The organism is Pseudoduganella sp. RAF19 (assembly GCF_052114165.1).
Classification (GTDB): Bacteria; Pseudomonadota; Gammaproteobacteria; order Burkholderiales; family Burkholderiaceae_D; genus Rugamonas.
The window spans coordinates 140,537-156,389 of sequence record NZ_JBFREF010000011.1; the positions used below are offsets into that span (position 1 = coordinate 140,537).

Below are 15,853 nucleotides of genomic sequence, written 5' to 3' on the forward strand. Positions count from 1 at the left end.
CGATGTGGCAGCCACCAGTTTCACGCCATTGGTTCTAAATCGCTTGACTTGACGTTAACGTAAACGTCATATAATGAAAAATCTACCGTTCCAAGGATTCCCAATGAACGACATCGCCTCCGCCAAGAAACTCTCCTCCGAGCCGGAACAGTACAAGCCCGCGAACAAAGTCCGCTTTGTCACCGCCGCCTCCCTGTTCGACGGCCACGACGCCTCGATCAACATCATGCGCCGTATCCTGCAATCGAACGGCGTGGAAGTCGTCCACCTCGGCCACAACCGCTCGGTGGACGAAGTCGTGACCGCCGCTTTGGCGGAAGACGTGCAAGGCATCGCCATTTCGTCCTACCAGGGCGGCCACGTCGAGTACTTCAAATACATGATCGACCTGCTGCGCCAACGCGGCGGCGCCCACATCAAGGTGTTCGGCGGCGGCGGCGGCGTGATCGTGCCGAGCGAGATCAAGGACCTGCACGACTACGGCGTCACGCGCATCTTCTCGCCGGAAGACGGCCAGCGCATGGGCCTCGCCGGCATGATCCAGTGGATGGTGCAGCAGTGCGACATCGACCTGTCCACCTACTCCCCGACTTCGCTGAAATCGCTGAAGGATGGCGACATCGAACAGCGCCATCGTCCGCTGGCCCAGCTGATTACCGCGCTGGAAAACGGCAAGGCCGACGGCAAGCTGGTCAAAGAAATCCACAAGGCGGCGGAAGGCCTGTCCACGCCAACGCTGGGCATTACCGGCACCGGCGGCGCAGGTAAGTCTTCGCTGACCGATGAACTGATCCGCCGCATTCGCCTGGACCAGGGCGATGCCATCAATATCGCCGTGATCTCGATCGACCCGTCCCGCCGCAAATCCGGCGGCGCGCTGCTGGGCGACCGTATCCGCATGAACGCAATCAATCCGTGGGCCGGCCACGCACGCGTGTTCATGCGCTCGCTGGCGACCCGCGAAGCCGGTTCCGAAATTTCCCAGGCCCTGCCTGACGTGATTGCTGCCGCCAAAGTCGCGGGCTTCGATCTGGTGATCGTAGAGACCTCCGGTATCGGCCAGGGCGACGCCGCCATCGTGCCGCACGTGGATGTATCCATGTACGTGATGACGCCTGAGTTCGGCGCCGCATCCCAGCTCGAAAAAATCGACATGCTGGACTTCGCCGACTTCATCGCCATCAACAAATTCGACCGCAAGGGCGCGCAGGATGCATTGCGCGACGTGGCCAAGCAATACCAGCGCAATCGCGAACTGTTCTCCAAGCGTCCGGAAGAAATGCCGGTATTCGGCACCCAGGCTTCGCGCTTCAACGATGACGGCGTGACCGCGCTGTATCAGGGCCTGCTGCCGAAGCTGGCCGAGAAGGGTCTGAAAGTCAAAGCCGGCGTGCTGCCGAAGTCCGATGTGCGGTTCAGCACTGGCAAGAACGTGATCGTGCCGCCGGCACGCGCGCGCTACCTGGCCGAGATCGCGGACACCGTGCGCGGCTACCACAGGAACACCCAGAAGCAGGTCATACTGGCGCGCGAACGCCAGCAGCTGCAGGAATCGAAGCGCATGCTGGCCGTGGCCGGCAAATCGGTGGCAGACTTCGATGACCTGATCATCGAGCGCGATCACTCGATGGAAGCCGGCGCCAAGAAGCTGCTGGTGCAGTGGCCTGATATGCAGGCTGCCTACTCGGGCGACGAGTACATCGTGAAGATCCGCGACAAGGAAATTCGCACGGGCCTGGTGCAGCACACCCTGTCCGGCACCAAGATCCGCAAGGTGTCGCTGCCGAAGTACGAAGACCACGGCGAGCTGCTGCGCTGGCTGATGCTGGAAAACGTCCCTGGTTCCTTCCCGTTCACCGCCGGCGTGTTTGCCTTCAAGCGCGAAGGCGAAGATCCGACCCGCATGTTCGCGGGCGAAGGCGATGCATTCCGTACCAACCGCCGCTTCAAGCTGGTGTCCACCGGCATGGACGCAAAGCGCCTGTCCACGGCGTTCGATTCGGTGACGCTGTATGGCGCCGATCCTGCAATTCGTCCTGACATCTACGGCAAGGTCGGCAACTCCGGCGTGTCGATCGCAACGCTGGACGATATGAAGGTGCTGTACGACGGCTTCAATCTGTGCAGCCCAAGCACTTCGGTGTCGATGACAATCAACGGCCCGGCGCCGACCATTCTGGCGATGTTCATGAACACCGCCATCGACCAGCAGATCGAGAAATTCGTTGAAGAGAACAAGCGCCAGCCGAGCGACGACGAATTCCAGAAGATCAAGGACTGGGTGCTGCAGAACGTGCGCGGCACCGTGCAGGCGGACATCCTGAAGGAAGACCAGGGCCAGAACACCTGCATCTTCTCGACAGAGTTCTCGCTGAAGGTGATGGGCGATATCCAGGAATACTTCGTGCACCACCAGGTGCGCAATTTCTACTCGGTGTCGATCTCCGGTTATCACATCGCCGAAGCGGGCGCGAACCCGATTTCGCAGCTGGCATTCACGCTGTCCAACGGCTTCACCTTCGTCGAAGCCTATCTGGCGCGCGGCATGCACATCGACGACTTCGCGCCGAACCTGTCGTTCTTCTTCTCGAACGGCATGGATCCTGAATACACGGTGCTGGGCCGCGTGGCACGCCGTCTTTGGGCTGTGGCGATGAAGGACAAGTACGGCGCCAATGACCGTTCGCAAAAGCTGAAGTACCACATCCAGACTTCCGGCCGCTCGCTGCACGCGCAGGAGATCGACTTCAACGATATCCGCACCACGCTGCAGGCGCTGATCGCGATCTACGACAACTGCAACTCGCTGCACACCAACGCTTACGATGAAGCGATCACCACGCCGACCGACGAATCCGTCCGCCGCGCACTGGCGATCCAGCTGATCATCAATCGCGAGTGGGGCCTGGCGAAGAACGAGAATCCGAATCAGGGCGCCTTCATCATCGAAGAACTGACCGACCTGGTGGAAGAAGCCGTGCTGCAGGAGTTCGAACGCATCGCCGAACGTGGCGGCGTGCTGGGCGCGATGGAAACCGGCTACCAGCGCGGCAAGATCCAGGAAGAGTCACTGCTGTACGAGCACAAGAAGCACGACGGCTCGCTGCCTATCATCGGCGTGAACACCTTCCGCAATCCGAAAGGTTCGGAAGCCCCGGCCACCATCGAACTGGCCCGTTCCACCGACGACGAAAAGCAGTCGCAGCTCACGCGCCTGGAAGAATTCCACGCTCGTAACGCCGACAAGTCGCCAGCCGCCCTGGCCGCGCTGCAGAAGGCAGCCATCGACAACGAGAACGTGTTCTCCAAGCTGATGGACGCTGCCCGCGTCTGCTCGCTGGGCCAGATCACGACCGCGCTGTTCGAAGTTGGCGGCCAGTATCGCCGCAATATGTAAGTCCATAACGCGCGGGAGGCTCGCTCCTCCCGCGCCGTTCAAGCTCTGATCTAACGCAATATGAGGTAGTGGGCAACTCGCTATTCTCGGAGAAGATACCTCTCCGAGGAGCTGCCATGCGATACGCTCGCCTCACCCCAGGGCAAGGCTTCCGGCCCATCAACAGCTTTCTCTACTATCTGCAGCGCATTGTTGTGGCGCCGCACTTGCGCCGCGCTTGCGTGTCGGTGTTCCGGCAATGGATACGCATTCGGCAGGGCAGCGGTCCCAAGCCTGCAGCGCTTGCGCAGCACCAGCTTGTCGACTCTCTGCGCAGCGAAGGCTATGCAGAACTCGGCCCCTTGTTATCCGACCGCCAGTGCGCGGAGATCCATGGCTACTTCTCGGACAAGAAACTGACAGGCCGTGGCGATGGCGCTTCCGGCTACACGATCGGCAACGTCCCGCCTCACGCGCGGCTGTCGGAATACAGCCTGGGCGATATCATCGGCAGTCCGCACATCCTGGAACTGGCCAATGATCGCCGCCTGCTGGAAATGGCATCCAGTTATATCGGTTGTAAGCCAACGATTTCTCAACTGGGTCTGCGCTGGTCCTTCCCTGCCGTAACCGTACAACGCGACCTGCAGCAATTTCATCGCGATTCTGAAGACTGGCGCTATCTGAAAGTGCTGGTATATCTGACCGATGTCAGCGCCGGCGATGGTCCGCACGTCTACGTGCGATCCACCCACAAATCCGGTGCGACAATGCGGTTGCATACGCAAAGCGACAGCGAAGTCGAACAGCAATATGGCCGGGAGAATCTGATCGTGGCCATGGGCCAGCGTGGTTTCGGTTTCGCGGTCGATACGGCGGGCATCCATAAGGGTCAGCGGCCGACGGAGAAGCCGCGCCTCATGCTGCAAATCCAGTATTCGCTGTTCCGCAGCTTTGCCTACGTCTACGAACCGCAACCCTACAAGGGCTGGCCGCCATTCGACCGCTACATCAACCGTTTGATACTGGCCTACCCACGGTAGCTCCTGCCAGCAGCGCGGGTTGCCAAAGCTCTTGCAGGGAAGCCGCTGGCGCACCTTCCACCAGCGCCTGCAGCATGACCGCCATCCTGGCCCCCGCTTCGCGCGCGCGCGGCTGGTCGATGGTGGTGACGTCGATGTCGCTCAAGGCATCGGCCAGGCTGCCCCAGACGATCAGCGAAATATCTTCGCCGATGCGTAGACCTGCGTCGAGCAGCGCCCGCACGGCCCCAACGCCGGCAAGGTGGTTGTCCACGATGACCGCCGTCGGGCGCGGGCTGCACGCCAGCAGCTGCTGCATGGCTGTGTAGCCGCTGCGGCGGTCGATGCTGTCTTCCGCCAGCCAGCGCGGATCGCATTGCAAGCCCGCCGCGGCCATCGTCGCCAGGAAGCTCGCGCGGCGCTGGGCAGCAAAGTTCATCTGCAATGGCGCGCTGACCATACCGATGCGTTGATGTCCCAGCGACAGCAAGCGTTCCGCGGCCATGCGGATGCCTGCCTCGTTGTCGTAATCGAACCACGCATAAGGCGCATCGAGCGATGTGCGGCCATGAGCGATGAAGGGGAAGCCGGCGCGGCTCAGGTAGGCAATGCGCTCATCGTGCACCAGCGTGCGGCTGACCACCAACCCATCCACGCGCTTGCCGCGCACCATCTGCTCATACGAGGGCATTTCATTGGCCGGCGACACCGGCGCAATGATGAGATTCATGGCCCGCGCTTCCAGCGCTTCGGACATGCCGCCCACCACACTCAGGAACATCGCATCGCCCAGATCCGCAGGTAGCAGCGGATAGATAATCCCCAGCACATTGCTGCGCCCAACCGCCAGGCTGCGCGCCATGGGATTCGCCTGATAGCCCGCCTCGCGTGCAGCCTTGAGCACACGCTCGCGCGTGACTTCGCTCACCTCCGGATAGCCGTTTAGAGCACGGCTCACGGTGGTCTTGGACATGCCGAGTTGGTCGGCGAGGCGCTTCAGGTTCATTACAAAATTATAGCGGACGCGTTCAGCCCATCATCTGCGCCATCCACCGCGCGCTTGAAGAAGTACAAGGTAATGAGAACCACGGTGATCGGCACCAGCGTCAGGTAAAACGCGGTGTGACCGCTGAAGGCGCCGAACACATAGCCGGTAATCAGCGAGCCCGTGGTGCCGCCCAGCGCGGAGAAGATCACCAGCAGGCCGGTCATCGCGGAATGCTGGTGCTTGGGCAGAGAACTGAGCATCACCGAATTGATGCCGGGGTATACCGGCGCCATGAACAGGCCAATCATCGGGAACAGGAAAGCGGCCAGCGGCGCATTCGACCAGGTGACGTTTGGCCCCAGCACCACGTCGTGCGTCATCGGCAGCGCGATCAGCACGATGGCGCCCATGCCGATCAGGCAGGCGTTCATCACCGGATACCAGTTCAGCCGGCGCATCAGCACACCGGCCGACAGGCGCCCCACCGCCAGGCAGGCTGCGAAGATGCTGGTGACCTGCACGCTCATTGCCGCGGGCAGTTTCAGGATTTCGTTATTAAACGTCGGCAGCCAGGTACCCACGCTTTGCTCGATCAGCACGTACAGGAAGGCCGTGATCACGAACACGCATACCAGCGGCTTGAAGAACAGCTTGAGCATGGCGGCGAAATCCTGCGACAGGCTGCGCTGCTCGGGCGCCACGGCAAGGTGTTCGTCGAAGGTCGTGGTCAGCAGCAGCACGAAGGTCAGCACGCACAGGCCAGCCAGCACCCAGTATACGTGCAGCCAGCTTTGCGATTTCGGATTGGCGGAATCGATAAAGAAGCTGAAGACCCAATAGGCGCACAGCACACCGATCATGAAGAATCCTTCCAGCGAATTCATGATGCCGGCATGCTGACGGCGGTCTTCCGCAATCAGTCCAACCGTCGAGTACACCGACACCTTCACCAGCGCAAACGACACGCCCACCGACAGGAACAGCAGCTTGGTGGTCAGGAAGCTCGGCGCCATGGGCATCGCGAGGCAGCCCACGGTGACAATCGCAAGCCCGATCAGCATGGCTTTCTTGTAGCCCAGCCGCGGCAGGAAAGAGGCCACCAGAAAGGACACGACCGCAATCGGCAAATCCTTGAAGCCTTCCAGCACGCTGGCGGCGGACTTGCTCACACTGTAGTTGTTGATGACCTGCAGGATCACCGTGCCCACGCTGTTCAGCAGGATGGCGAAGTTAAAGTAGATCAGGAACAGGATATAGCGGATGCGCTGGTTTTTCATTCATTGTCTCCATCGTTATTATTGTTATGGCTTACAGCGAAAATTGCGCGAGGCTTGGTATGACTTTGTCGGCCTGCCGCAACACTTGCGGGTCGCCGATACCTAAGGCATACATCCCGGCGGACTTGATCGAGGCTATCCCCGCCACGGCATCCTCCACGCCCATGCAGTCGGCTGGATCTACGCCCAGCTCGCGCGCGGCCTTCAGGAAAATCTCCGGGTCCGGCTTGCCGCGCGCAATGGTCGCGGCATCGACCACGTAGTCGAATTTGCCGGTGATGCCGAGCATATCCAGCACGCTGAAGGCATTCTTGCTGACCGAGGCGAGGCCGATCTTCAGGCCAGCAGCACGGCAGGCATCCAGCGCAGCCACGGCGCCGGGCAGCAGATCGTCGGGGGACATGGCGGCGATCAGCTCTTTATAGTGCTCATTCTTTTCGTGGGCCAGCGCCAGCTTCTCGTCCTGCGTGTATGAACGCGAAGACGAAGCAAGAATCAGGTCCAGCGAACCCATGCGGTCGATGCCCTTCAGGTGCTCATTGAAGGCTTCATCGAAATGCACGCCCTGTGATTCGGCGAGGCGTTTCCAGGCGAGGTAGTGATAACGGGCGGTGTCGGTAATCACGCCGTCCAGGTCGAAGATGACAGCTTTCATGGCAGTTCCTTGAGAGGCGACGCGGCACTGATTTCAACGCGGCCGCCGCGGTGGGTGAAGGCCAGCACGTCGCCGTGCAGCAGCTTGTATTCGGTCTTGCCGGCGCTGACGCGCACTTGCAGCAGGCAGCCATGCAGATGAATCTTGAACTGGTAGTGCTGCCATTGTTTCGGCAGCGTCGGTGCGAAGCTCACATCGCCCTCTACCACGCGCATGCCGGCGAAGCCGTAAGCCACGCCCATCCAGGTGCCAGCCATCGCCGCAGTATGCACGCCGTAGTGCGTGTTGCCGTGGGTGTCGTCGAGGTCGAGACGCGCCGTCTCCATAAAGTAGTCGTAGGCCTTGTCGTGGTAGCCCACTTCGGAGGCAATGATGCTGAAGATGCAGGAGCTCAGCGAAGAATCGTGCGTGGTCACCGCTTCGTAGTAGTCGAAGTCGCGCTTCTTGTCTTCCAGCGTGAACTGGTCGCTCAGGAGCAGCAGCGCCAGCACCACGTCCGCCTGTTTGCAGACTTGATGGCGGTAGATCACCATCGGGTGATAGTTCAGCAGCAGGGGATAGTTTTCCTTCGGCGTGTTGGCGAAGTCCCACACTTTCTTGGACAGGAAGCTGTCGTCCTGTTCGTGGATCTTCAGCGTTTCGTCGTAAGGCAGCAGCATCAGGTCCGCTGCACGGCGCCACGATGCAGGCTCGTTTGCATCCAGCTGCACGGCCGCCGCGATGCGCGAAAATTCGGACGGATTCTGCGACGACAGACGCTCGGCGATGGATGCGGCGAAGTTCAGGTGCATCTGCGCCATCGCATTGGTGTAGTAGTTGTTGTTGACCAGCGCTGTGTATTCATCCGGTCCGGTGACTTCGTTGATGACGAAACGCCCGTCGCGGTTGTAGCTGCCGATGCCGGTCCAGATGCGCGCGGTTTCCATCACAATCTCGGCGCCGTATTGCAGCAGGTAGGATTCGTCGCCCGTCGCTTCCATGTACAGCTTGATGGAGTAAGCGATGTCCGCGTTGATGTGGTACTGCGCGGTGCCGGCCGGGAAGTAGGCCGAGCACTCTTCACCTGCAATCGTGCGCCAGGGGTAGAGTGCGCCCCTGGTGTGCGACATCTGGCGCGCACGCTCGCGCGCGAACGGCAGGCCGGCGTAGCGGTACTCCAGCAGCTTGCGCGCGATTTCAGGCTTGTTGTATAGGAAGAAGGGAAAGATGTAGATCTCGGTGTCCCAGAAGTAGTGGCCTTCGTAGCCCTCGCCGGTCACGCCCTTGGCGGAGATATTGGTCTTGCCATCGCGGCCCACCGATTGCAGCAGGTGGTACTGGTTGAAGCGGATACCTTGCTGAAGTGCGTCGTCGCCAGCGATTTCCACGTCGGCCTGCGCCCAGAAGTCGGCGAGGTAGCCGGCCTGTTCCGCGACCAGCGCCTCGAAGCCAGTGGCGCGTGCGGCGTTCAGCGTGTCGCGCGTGCGCTGCGGCAGTTCGCCTTCCGCATAGTCGCGCGAGCTGTAATAGCTGCCGTACTTGTGCAGGCGGATTTCGCTACCCTGCGTCGCAGGCACCACATAGATCTGTTCGAGGCGCAGTTCGTCCTGCGCGGCGCCCTGCTCGTGCGGTGCACTGATGTCGTTCAGCGCGGCGGACACCAGCATGAAGCCGCTGTTGTGCGTGCGCTGAATCAGCGCGCAAAAATTCGGCTCCAGCTCGGCGCCCAGCAGATGCAGCACAGGGCCGCTCACGGCGCTACCCACGCGTGGATCATCGCCCGCTTCCTGATTTTTCACCGCGCCATCGATCGACGACACCAGCTTCACCTCGCCCGAGAAATTCAGCGGCGTGACGGCAAACTCGATCGCGAACAGATGCTTGTTGGCGAAACTGACGAGGCGGCGCGTGCGGATCGCCGCGCGCCGGCCCTGCGGCGAAGTCCAGACCAGCGAACGCTCCAGCACGCCGGTGCGGAAGTCCAGCTTGCGCTCGTAGTCTTCCACCTGGCCGGTCAGCATGTCGAAGCGCTCATCTTCCAGCCACAACGCCACGCCCTTCGCGTTCGGCACGTTCAGCATGAATTGGTTGGTCTTGGCCAGCGCGTAGGCGGCCTCGGGATAAGTGATCGGCTCGGACTCGTAAAAGCCATTCAGGTAGCTGCCATCCAGCGAAGTGCCGGCCGGGCCGGAATAGCCCTCCTCCAGCGTGCCGCGCAAGCCGATGTAGCCATTGCCGAGAGCGAACAGGGTCTCGTCCAGGAAGTTGGACGCCGTATCGAAGGCAGTTTCGCGGATACACCAGGCATCGAGTGGGTAGGTATGTTGCATCTTCGTCCTTTTGCGCGATTCAAACCGGTTTGGATTCGCGGCGTGTCGTTATCGTTTAAGCTTTCAACGGGAAATCAGGTCTGGCGGACGGTCAGCGTGGTCGGCAGCGTCTCGGACGTCACCGGCTGGCCGTTCATCAAGTCCAGCATCTTGCGCGCCAACAGCACACCGCCGTCGCGCAGATACTGGTGCACGCTGGTCAGCGGCGGCACAAAACTGGCCGCGCCCGGCGTGTCGTCGTAGCCGATGACGGAAACAATCTCCGGCACCCGCAGGTTACGTTCGGCCAGCGCACGGATCGCGCCCATCGCCAGCAAGTCGCTGGCGGCAAACACGCCGTCGAAGGCCTGGCCCTTCTTTTTCAGCAGGGCCGATATGCAGTCGAAGCCCGCCTCGAAGGTGAAGGCCTTCGGACGGATGATGTGCACGGTACCCTGCCCGCCCATCTCATCGATGAAGCCGGCGCAGCGTTCCTGCACCTCCGCATGGTCCACGTCGCCGAGAAAGACCAGCTTCTTGCGGCCCAGCTCGATGAAGCGGTGCGCCACGCTGGCGCCGCCCTTGCGGTTGTCACTCCCCACCACGATGCTGCTGGAGCCCGGTTCGGGCGCGCCCCACACCACCAGCGGCAGGCCGGTTTTCTGCAGCGTCTTCACCGCCTCGCCGTGCGAACCCTGCCCCAGCAGGATCAAGCCATCCGCGCCTTGCACCGGGGCTGTATCCAGCAGCTGTTTCGAGGTCAGCACCACGCTGTAGCCGGCCGTGGTCAGCTCCTGCGTAATGCCGCCCAATAATTCCATCGGATAAGGATCGGACATCGGCCGGCCCTTGGCGGGTGTCATTTCTACAACAACCGCCACCGAATAAGAACGGCCCATGCGCAAATTGCGAGCGCTCACATTGAAGCGATAACCTTGAGCTTCGGCAATGGCACGAACCTTCTGCCGTGTTTCTTCCGTCACGAGCGGGCTGTCGCGCAGCGCACGGGATACAGTGATTTTCGAGACCCCGGCCAGCTTGGCGAGATCTTCCATTGTTTTGTTCACAGCCATCAATCACTCAGTTGGGAAACGGTTCGGCGGATGCATTATGACAGGTTTTATTCGCCATTTTCCAATGTGTCGCAAAAAATGACATCGATATCATTTTGATTGACATCGATATCATTTCTTGTTTCAATGATTAGACCTTGGAGCCGAACCACATAACACGAAAGAAGAGACACCACATGAAGACCCCGCAAAAGAAGCTGTTGCTGTCCTCGATTTCCCTTGCCGTTTTGACCCTGGTCAATCAAGTGCAAGCGGCCGATCAAGCACCCGAAGCCCAGGTTTCGGCTGAATCCCAGCCGCAAGCCAAGGAAGTGCAGCAAGAAGTGCAACAAGTGGTTGTGACCGGCGTGGCCGCCTCGCGCGGCGTGCGCAAACTCGATTCCGCCTTCTCCATTACCACCGCGACCGAAGAACAACTCAAATCCGCGTCGCCAAGCAGCACCGCTGACGTGATGAAGCTGGTGCCTGGTGTGTATGCGGAAGCGACCGGCGGCCAGTCCGGCGCCAATATCGAGGTGCGCGGCTTCCCATCGGGTTCCGACTCGCCTTTCGTGTCCGTGCAAATGCAGGGCAATCCGATTTATCCGGTGCCAACCCTGTCCTTTTTCGAGGGTTCTTCCGCTTTCCGCCTGGATGACACCATCGACCACGTCGAAGTGCTGCGCGGCGGTCCGAGCACCATTTTCTCCAGCGGCCAGCCGGGCGCGACCATGAACTTCATCCTGAAGAAAGGTTCCGACACCCCGGAAGGTTCGATCCGCTTCACCACCGGCACCGGTGAACTGCGCCGGGTCGACATGTTCTACGGCGGCAAGATCTCCGACGGCTGGTACGGCACCATCGGCGGCTTCTACCGCAACACCAATGGCGTGCGCGACGCCGGCTTCCCGGCCGACAAAGGCGGCCAGATCACCGCCACCCTTACCCGCAAGCTGGACCAGGGCGAACTGACCCTGTATGCGCGCCGTACCGACGACAAGAACGCCTTCTACACGGGCGTGCCGCTGATCTCCAGCAACGAAGGCCACACCATCAGCGAATTCCCCGGCTTCGATCCGCTCAAGGGCACCCTGATGAGCAACGAGATGCGCCGCTTCACCGTGGAAGCTGCGCCGGGCAAGACCCTGAACTTCGACCTGGGCGATGGCCGCGGCCTGAAGTCCACCGTGTTCGGCGCCGAGTTCGACCAGAACCTGCAGGGCTGGAATGTATCCAACAAGTTCAACTACTTCGACGGCGATCTGAATACCGTGGCCATGTTCACGGGTAATAATCCGCTGAAGATGTCCGATTACAACGCCGCCGCGCTGAAGGCCAATGGCGGCACCGTCGCTACCGCAACCTACCTGGACGGCACGCCAGTGTCGGGCGACCAGCAAGTGGTGCAGGCTGGCCTGTGGGCGGTGCAGAAGAAACTGCAATCGTTCACCGACGAAATCCGCGTCAGCAAGGAATGGATCAAGGACAACACCGTCACCATCGGTGGCTACTTCGCGAACTACTCGTCGGACGATGTGTGGTATCTGGGTAACAGCCACCTGATGACCGCCGTGCCGAACGCGCGCCTGATCAACGTCACTTTAAACAACGGCGTGATCGTGTCGAAGAACGGTACCGACGGCAATGTCTTCTACGCGCCGGTGGCGAGCTATGACGGCAGCAATACCGCCTTCTACATCGCCAACGAATGGAAGGTGAACGACCGCATCAAGATCGATGGCGGCGTGCGCCGCGAGCGCCAGAAACTGGATGCCACCATTTCCAACCTGACCAGCGCCGACACGGACAACAACCCGCTGACCGTGTACAACAACAATACCTCGATGCCGAACGGCTCGAACACGGCGCTGACCCGCACCGACACCGCCAACTCCTTCACCATCGGCGGCAATTACAAGCTGGCGCAGGACATGAGCGTGTTTGTGCGCGCCAACCAGGGCCACACCTTCGTCGCGTTTGACGATCTGCGCAACACCGGCACCCAGGCTAAAGTCGACGACCGCGGCATCCTGCCGACGCCGAAGATCAAGCAGTATGAAGTGGGCTTCAAGACCGCCAATCCGCTGTACAGCGCCTACATCAACTACTTCCACACCGATTTCGAAGGTATCGCCTTCCAGCAGATTCTGGCGAATGGCCAGATCCTGAATTCGATCTCCGGTTCCAAGGGTGATGGTGTGGAATTCGAACTGGCCGTGCGTCCGATCCGCGACCTGACCCTGACCCTGACCGGCGACTGGCAGGATTCGAAGTACAAGGACAATCCTGACACCGACGGCAAACGCGTGCAGCGCCAGCCGAAGTACCAGTTCCGCTTCACGCCGACCTATCGCATCCCGTTTGGCGACGGCAATGCTGTGAAGCTGTACGGTACCTACACCTACATCGGCTCGCGCTGGGCTGACCAGGCCAACCTGCAGTATCTGCCGTCCTACAAGACGGTGGACGCGGGCGCCCTGTTCACCATTGGCGAAAAGATCGAACTGCGCCTGTCCGGCACCAACCTGTCGAACGAACTGGGCCTGACTGAAGGTAACTCGCGCCTGACCACCGGCGGCACCGGCCCGATCAATGCACGTCCGCTGTTTGGCCGTACCTGGGAAGCGTCTCTGATGTACCGCTTCTAAAAGTTTCTGTTCCCTTGTAGTTCCCCTCGGGGCAGCACGGAATCCAAGGCCGGGCTGCCCCTTTTTTTGGGCGATTGCCTTTTCGATAAAGATGGCCTAACCTGAGATTGGTGCCCGAAAGGGTCCTTTTGAGGTGAAATCGTGGCCGTTTCCCTGACTTCCCTGAACTCATTGCAGTCCGCCGTGGCCGTTGCCGAGCGCAAGGTCCAGGAAAGCCGCGCCCAGGTGGCACGCGATGAGGACCGGCTGGACGCCAGCCGCGCCGAACTCGACACGGAAAACCAAACCCTGTCCCGCACCCAGCGCGACAGCGCCCAGGCTCAGGCGGCGGCGACGCCAACCCTGCCCACTCCGCGCCTCGACAGCGCAATCGAAATTCAGGTCCCGCCCAGCCTGCAAGCCAAGACGCCCACCGTCAACACGCTGGGCCAGACCATCGGCAAGTTTATTGACGAAGTAGCCTAAGGCGCGCTTTTCAGGGCGAGCAAGGCACGCGTGGCTGGCGGGAAGCCAGCAGCTGCGGCTCGCTCAAACAGGCGCTGGGCCTTTTCCTTGTCTCGCTCGACGCCGCGGCCGTCGGCGTAACATTGGCCCAGCTGGTACTGGGCATAGCGGTTCTGCTTTTCCGCCGCCTGCTCCAGCAGGGGGATCGCTTCCGCCACGCCAGCATCGTCGCGCATCAGGATCGCCGCATACATTGCCTGCCCGGCAGGCGAGCCTTGCGCGGCGGACTTGCGCAGCCACTCGCGGGCTTCGGCGGGGTCCCGGCCTTGCATTTGCAGGAACTGGCCCAGCGCAAGCTGCGCCTCGGCTGAATTCTTTTCCGCTGCGCGGCGCAGCCAAGCCTCGGCACCAGCGAGATCCGGCCCATCCTTGCTCATGGTCAGCTGATAGGCCAGCGCCAATTGGGCACGCACATGGCCTTGCTCTGCCGCCAGGCGCAGTAATTCGACGGCTTTGACAGGGTCTTTCGGTTCCGACGCCAGTAACACACCGGCAGCCTTGAACTGCGCTTCGGCATCGCCCTGCTCCGCCTCGGCCAGCACTCGTGCGCGCCTTGCCGCTTGTTGTTCGGGTGATAGTGCGCCTTCCAGCGTCCAGACATACTGCATCTTCATCCATTCCGGCTGGGTGCGGCCGACCTGGGATGGCGGGGTGAACTTGCACTTTTCAAGGCCGTCGCGTGCCGCATAATCGAGCAGCGGATGGCCGCTGGAGGTCACGACTTTCGACTCCAGCACCGTGCCGTCCAAACCAATCAGGAAAGCCAGCGTGACCCGGCCCGTCTCTTCGCGGCGCAGCGATTCCTGCGGCCACACCGGCTTGGGGCAGCTGTTGAGATCAACCGTGATCGCCTTGGTCCGGACCGGATCGGCGACGCGGCCTTCGTCCGCCCAGGCAGAGGTGCAGAGAAGGGCTACCAGCAGAAGTTTGGTGTGCATGAATTATCAAAAAGGTAATTATGCACGCCATTGTAGCGGCCTACTCGTGCGTGCGCCACCATTGCGTGGTGCCAGTTGGCGCGGCGATATCGAGCGCTTCACCGATGGCGGGCGTCGCCAGTTCCTGCTTGCGCTCGGCGGCCAGCTCGCTGATGCGCTCGAAAGGGTCGTGCCAGCTGTGCATCGCGAGGTCGAAAGTGCCGTTGTGGATGGGCATCAGGACTTTGCCGCGCAGGTCGATGTGGGCCTGCATGGTTTCTTCGGGCTGCATGTGCACGTCCGGCCACATCGGGTCGTAGGCGCCGGTTTCCATCAGTGTCAGGTCGAAGGGACCGTACTGGTCGCCGATTTCCTTGAAGCCCTTAAAGTAGCCTGAGTCGCCGCTGAAGAAGATGCGCTGTTCGCCGCTCTGGATCACCCAGGAGCACCAAAGCGTCTCGTTCCCGTCGAACGGCGTGCGGCCGGAGAAGTGCTGGGCCGGAGTGGACGTCAGGGTGACGCTGCCGGCCTTGGTGGTTTGCCACCAGTCCAGCTGGCGCACTTTTTCGGCGGGGATGCCCCACTTAACAAGCGTATCGCCCACGCCCAGCGGAGTGATGAAGAACTCGGTCTTGGCCGCCAGCTTGCGCACGGCCGCGTAATCGAGGTGGTCGTAGTGGTTGTGCGACAGGATCACGCCCTTGATCGGCGGCAATTCGTCGATGCCGATGGGCGGCTGATGGAAGCGTGCCGGACCAGCCCACTGCACGGGCGAGGCGCGCTCCGAAAACACCGGATCGGTCAGCCACAGTTCGCCGTTCAGCTTGAGCAACACTGTGGAATGGCCAAGGCGGTACAGCGTATTGTCAGGCGCAGCAGCCAATTCAACGCTAGTGAGCGCTCGCACTCCGATCTCGTAGCGAGGCACCGTATCGTCCGGTTTGTCGAATAACACCTTCCACATGATTTTCAAGGTCTGGCTAACGCCCATCTTGCGCATGGCTGCGGCATTGCGGAATTTGCCACCCCGGCGCAGGGATGGCGTAGTAATTGCGGGACGCTTCAGGGTCAGGCTGGACATGGAACACTCCGTGTGTGGAAAGTACACTACACAGTGTAGTTTCTA

The 15,853-nt window shown here is 61.1% G+C and carries 11 protein-coding genes; 4 read left to right on the plus strand and 7 right to left on the minus strand.

The window, feature by feature from the left end; genetic code table 11:
• Positions 1–103: 103 nt before the first annotated feature.
• Positions 104–3,397: a fused isobutyryl-CoA mutase/GTPase IcmF gene (icmF, locus tag AB4Z19_RS26445; RefSeq protein WP_442036587.1), complete on the plus strand. Its 3,294-nt coding sequence runs from the start codon at positions 104–106 to the stop codon at positions 3,395–3,397.
• 116 nt (positions 3,398–3,513) lie between these two features.
• Positions 3,514–4,419, plus strand: a complete 906-nt coding sequence (locus tag AB4Z19_RS26450; protein ID WP_442026070.1) for a hypothetical protein — start codon at positions 3,514–3,516, stop codon at positions 4,417–4,419.
• On the opposite strand, the gene AB4Z19_RS26455 is transcribed toward AB4Z19_RS26450, so the two are convergent.
• The 5 genes from AB4Z19_RS26455 to AB4Z19_RS26475 form a co-directional block, all read right to left on the minus strand.
• Positions 4,388–5,404 carry a substrate-binding domain-containing protein gene (locus tag AB4Z19_RS26455; RefSeq protein WP_442026069.1) on the minus strand — a complete coding sequence of 339 codons (1,017 nt, stop codon included), beginning with the start codon at positions 5,402–5,404 and terminating at the stop codon, positions 4,388–4,390. The two genes, AB4Z19_RS26450 and AB4Z19_RS26455, sit on opposite strands and share 32 nt — an antisense overlap.
• Positions 5,404–6,663, minus strand: coding sequence for an MFS transporter (locus tag AB4Z19_RS26460; protein WP_442026068.1), 1,260 nt, complete (start codon positions 6,661–6,663; stop codon positions 5,404–5,406). Before AB4Z19_RS26460 ends, AB4Z19_RS26455 begins: the two co-directional genes overlap by 1 nt.
• 31 nt (positions 6,664–6,694) lie before the next feature.
• Positions 6,695–7,318, minus strand: coding sequence for a beta-phosphoglucomutase (gene pgmB, locus AB4Z19_RS26465; protein WP_442026067.1), 624 nt, complete (start codon positions 7,316–7,318; stop codon positions 6,695–6,697).
• A complete protein-coding gene (locus tag AB4Z19_RS26470; protein WP_442026066.1) occupies positions 7,315–9,627 on the minus strand; it encodes a glycoside hydrolase family 65 protein in 2,313 nt (770 codons plus the stop codon). Before AB4Z19_RS26470 ends, pgmB begins: the two co-directional genes overlap by 4 nt.
• Before the next feature lie 74 nt (positions 9,628–9,701).
• A complete protein-coding gene (locus AB4Z19_RS26475) occupies positions 9,702–10,661 on the minus strand; it encodes a LacI family DNA-binding transcriptional regulator (protein WP_442036589.1) in 960 nt (319 codons plus the stop codon).
• A gap of 194 nt (positions 10,662–10,855) precedes the next feature.
• Between AB4Z19_RS26475 and AB4Z19_RS26480 the strand changes: the two genes are divergently transcribed.
• On the plus strand, positions 10,856–13,306 hold the full coding sequence (locus AB4Z19_RS26480; RefSeq protein ID WP_442036591.1) for a TonB-dependent siderophore receptor: 2,451 nt from the start codon (positions 10,856–10,858) through the stop codon (positions 13,304–13,306).
• Positions 13,307–13,447: 141 nt separating this feature from the next.
• On the plus strand, positions 13,448–13,771 hold the full coding sequence (locus AB4Z19_RS26485) for a hypothetical protein (RefSeq protein WP_442022033.1): 324 nt from the start codon (positions 13,448–13,450) through the stop codon (positions 13,769–13,771).
• Here the strand turns inward: AB4Z19_RS26485 and AB4Z19_RS26490 are convergent.
• Together AB4Z19_RS26490 and AB4Z19_RS26495 are read right to left on the minus strand one after the other, a co-directional pair.
• Positions 13,768–14,748, minus strand: a complete 981-nt coding sequence (locus AB4Z19_RS26490) for a TonB family protein (protein ID WP_442022035.1) — start codon at positions 14,746–14,748, stop codon at positions 13,768–13,770. The two genes, AB4Z19_RS26485 and AB4Z19_RS26490, sit on opposite strands and share 4 nt — an antisense overlap.
• A gap of 40 nt (positions 14,749–14,788) precedes the next feature.
• Complete coding sequence (locus AB4Z19_RS26495; protein ID WP_442022037.1) at positions 14,789–15,808, minus strand: MBL fold metallo-hydrolase; 1,020 nt, start codon at positions 15,806–15,808, stop codon at positions 14,789–14,791.
• Between the last annotated feature and the right edge of the window lie 45 nt (positions 15,809–15,853).

Coding starts and splice junctions, on each gene's coding strand:
- AB4Z19_RS26475 (WP_442036589.1), bottom strand. CDS start 10,661: ATGGAAGATCTCGCCAAGCTGGCCGGGGTCTCGAAAATCACTGTATCC.
- AB4Z19_RS26450 (WP_442026070.1), top strand. CDS start 3,514: ATGCGATACGCTCGCCTCACCCCAGGGCAAGGCTTCCGGCCCATCAAC.
- icmF (WP_442036587.1), top strand. CDS start 104: ATGAACGACATCGCCTCCGCCAAGAAACTCTCCTCCGAGCCGGAACAG.
- AB4Z19_RS26470 (WP_442026066.1), bottom strand. CDS start 9,627: ATGCAACATACCTACCCACTCGATGCCTGGTGTATCCGCGAAACTGCC.
- AB4Z19_RS26460 (WP_442026068.1), bottom strand. CDS start 6,663: ATGAAAAACCAGCGCATCCGCTATATCCTGTTCCTGATCTACTTTAAC.
- AB4Z19_RS26490 (WP_442022035.1), bottom strand. CDS start 14,748: ATGCACACCAAACTTCTGCTGGTAGCCCTTCTCTGCACCTCTGCCTGG.
- AB4Z19_RS26495 (WP_442022037.1), bottom strand. CDS start 15,808: ATGTCCAGCCTGACCCTGAAGCGTCCCGCAATTACTACGCCATCCCTG.
- AB4Z19_RS26480 (WP_442036591.1), top strand. CDS start 10,856: ATGAAGACCCCGCAAAAGAAGCTGTTGCTGTCCTCGATTTCCCTTGCC.
- pgmB (WP_442026067.1), bottom strand. CDS start 7,318: ATGAAAGCTGTCATCTTCGACCTGGACGGCGTGATTACCGACACCGCC.
- AB4Z19_RS26455 (WP_442026069.1), bottom strand. CDS start 5,404: ATGAACCTGAAGCGCCTCGCCGACCAACTCGGCATGTCCAAGACCACC.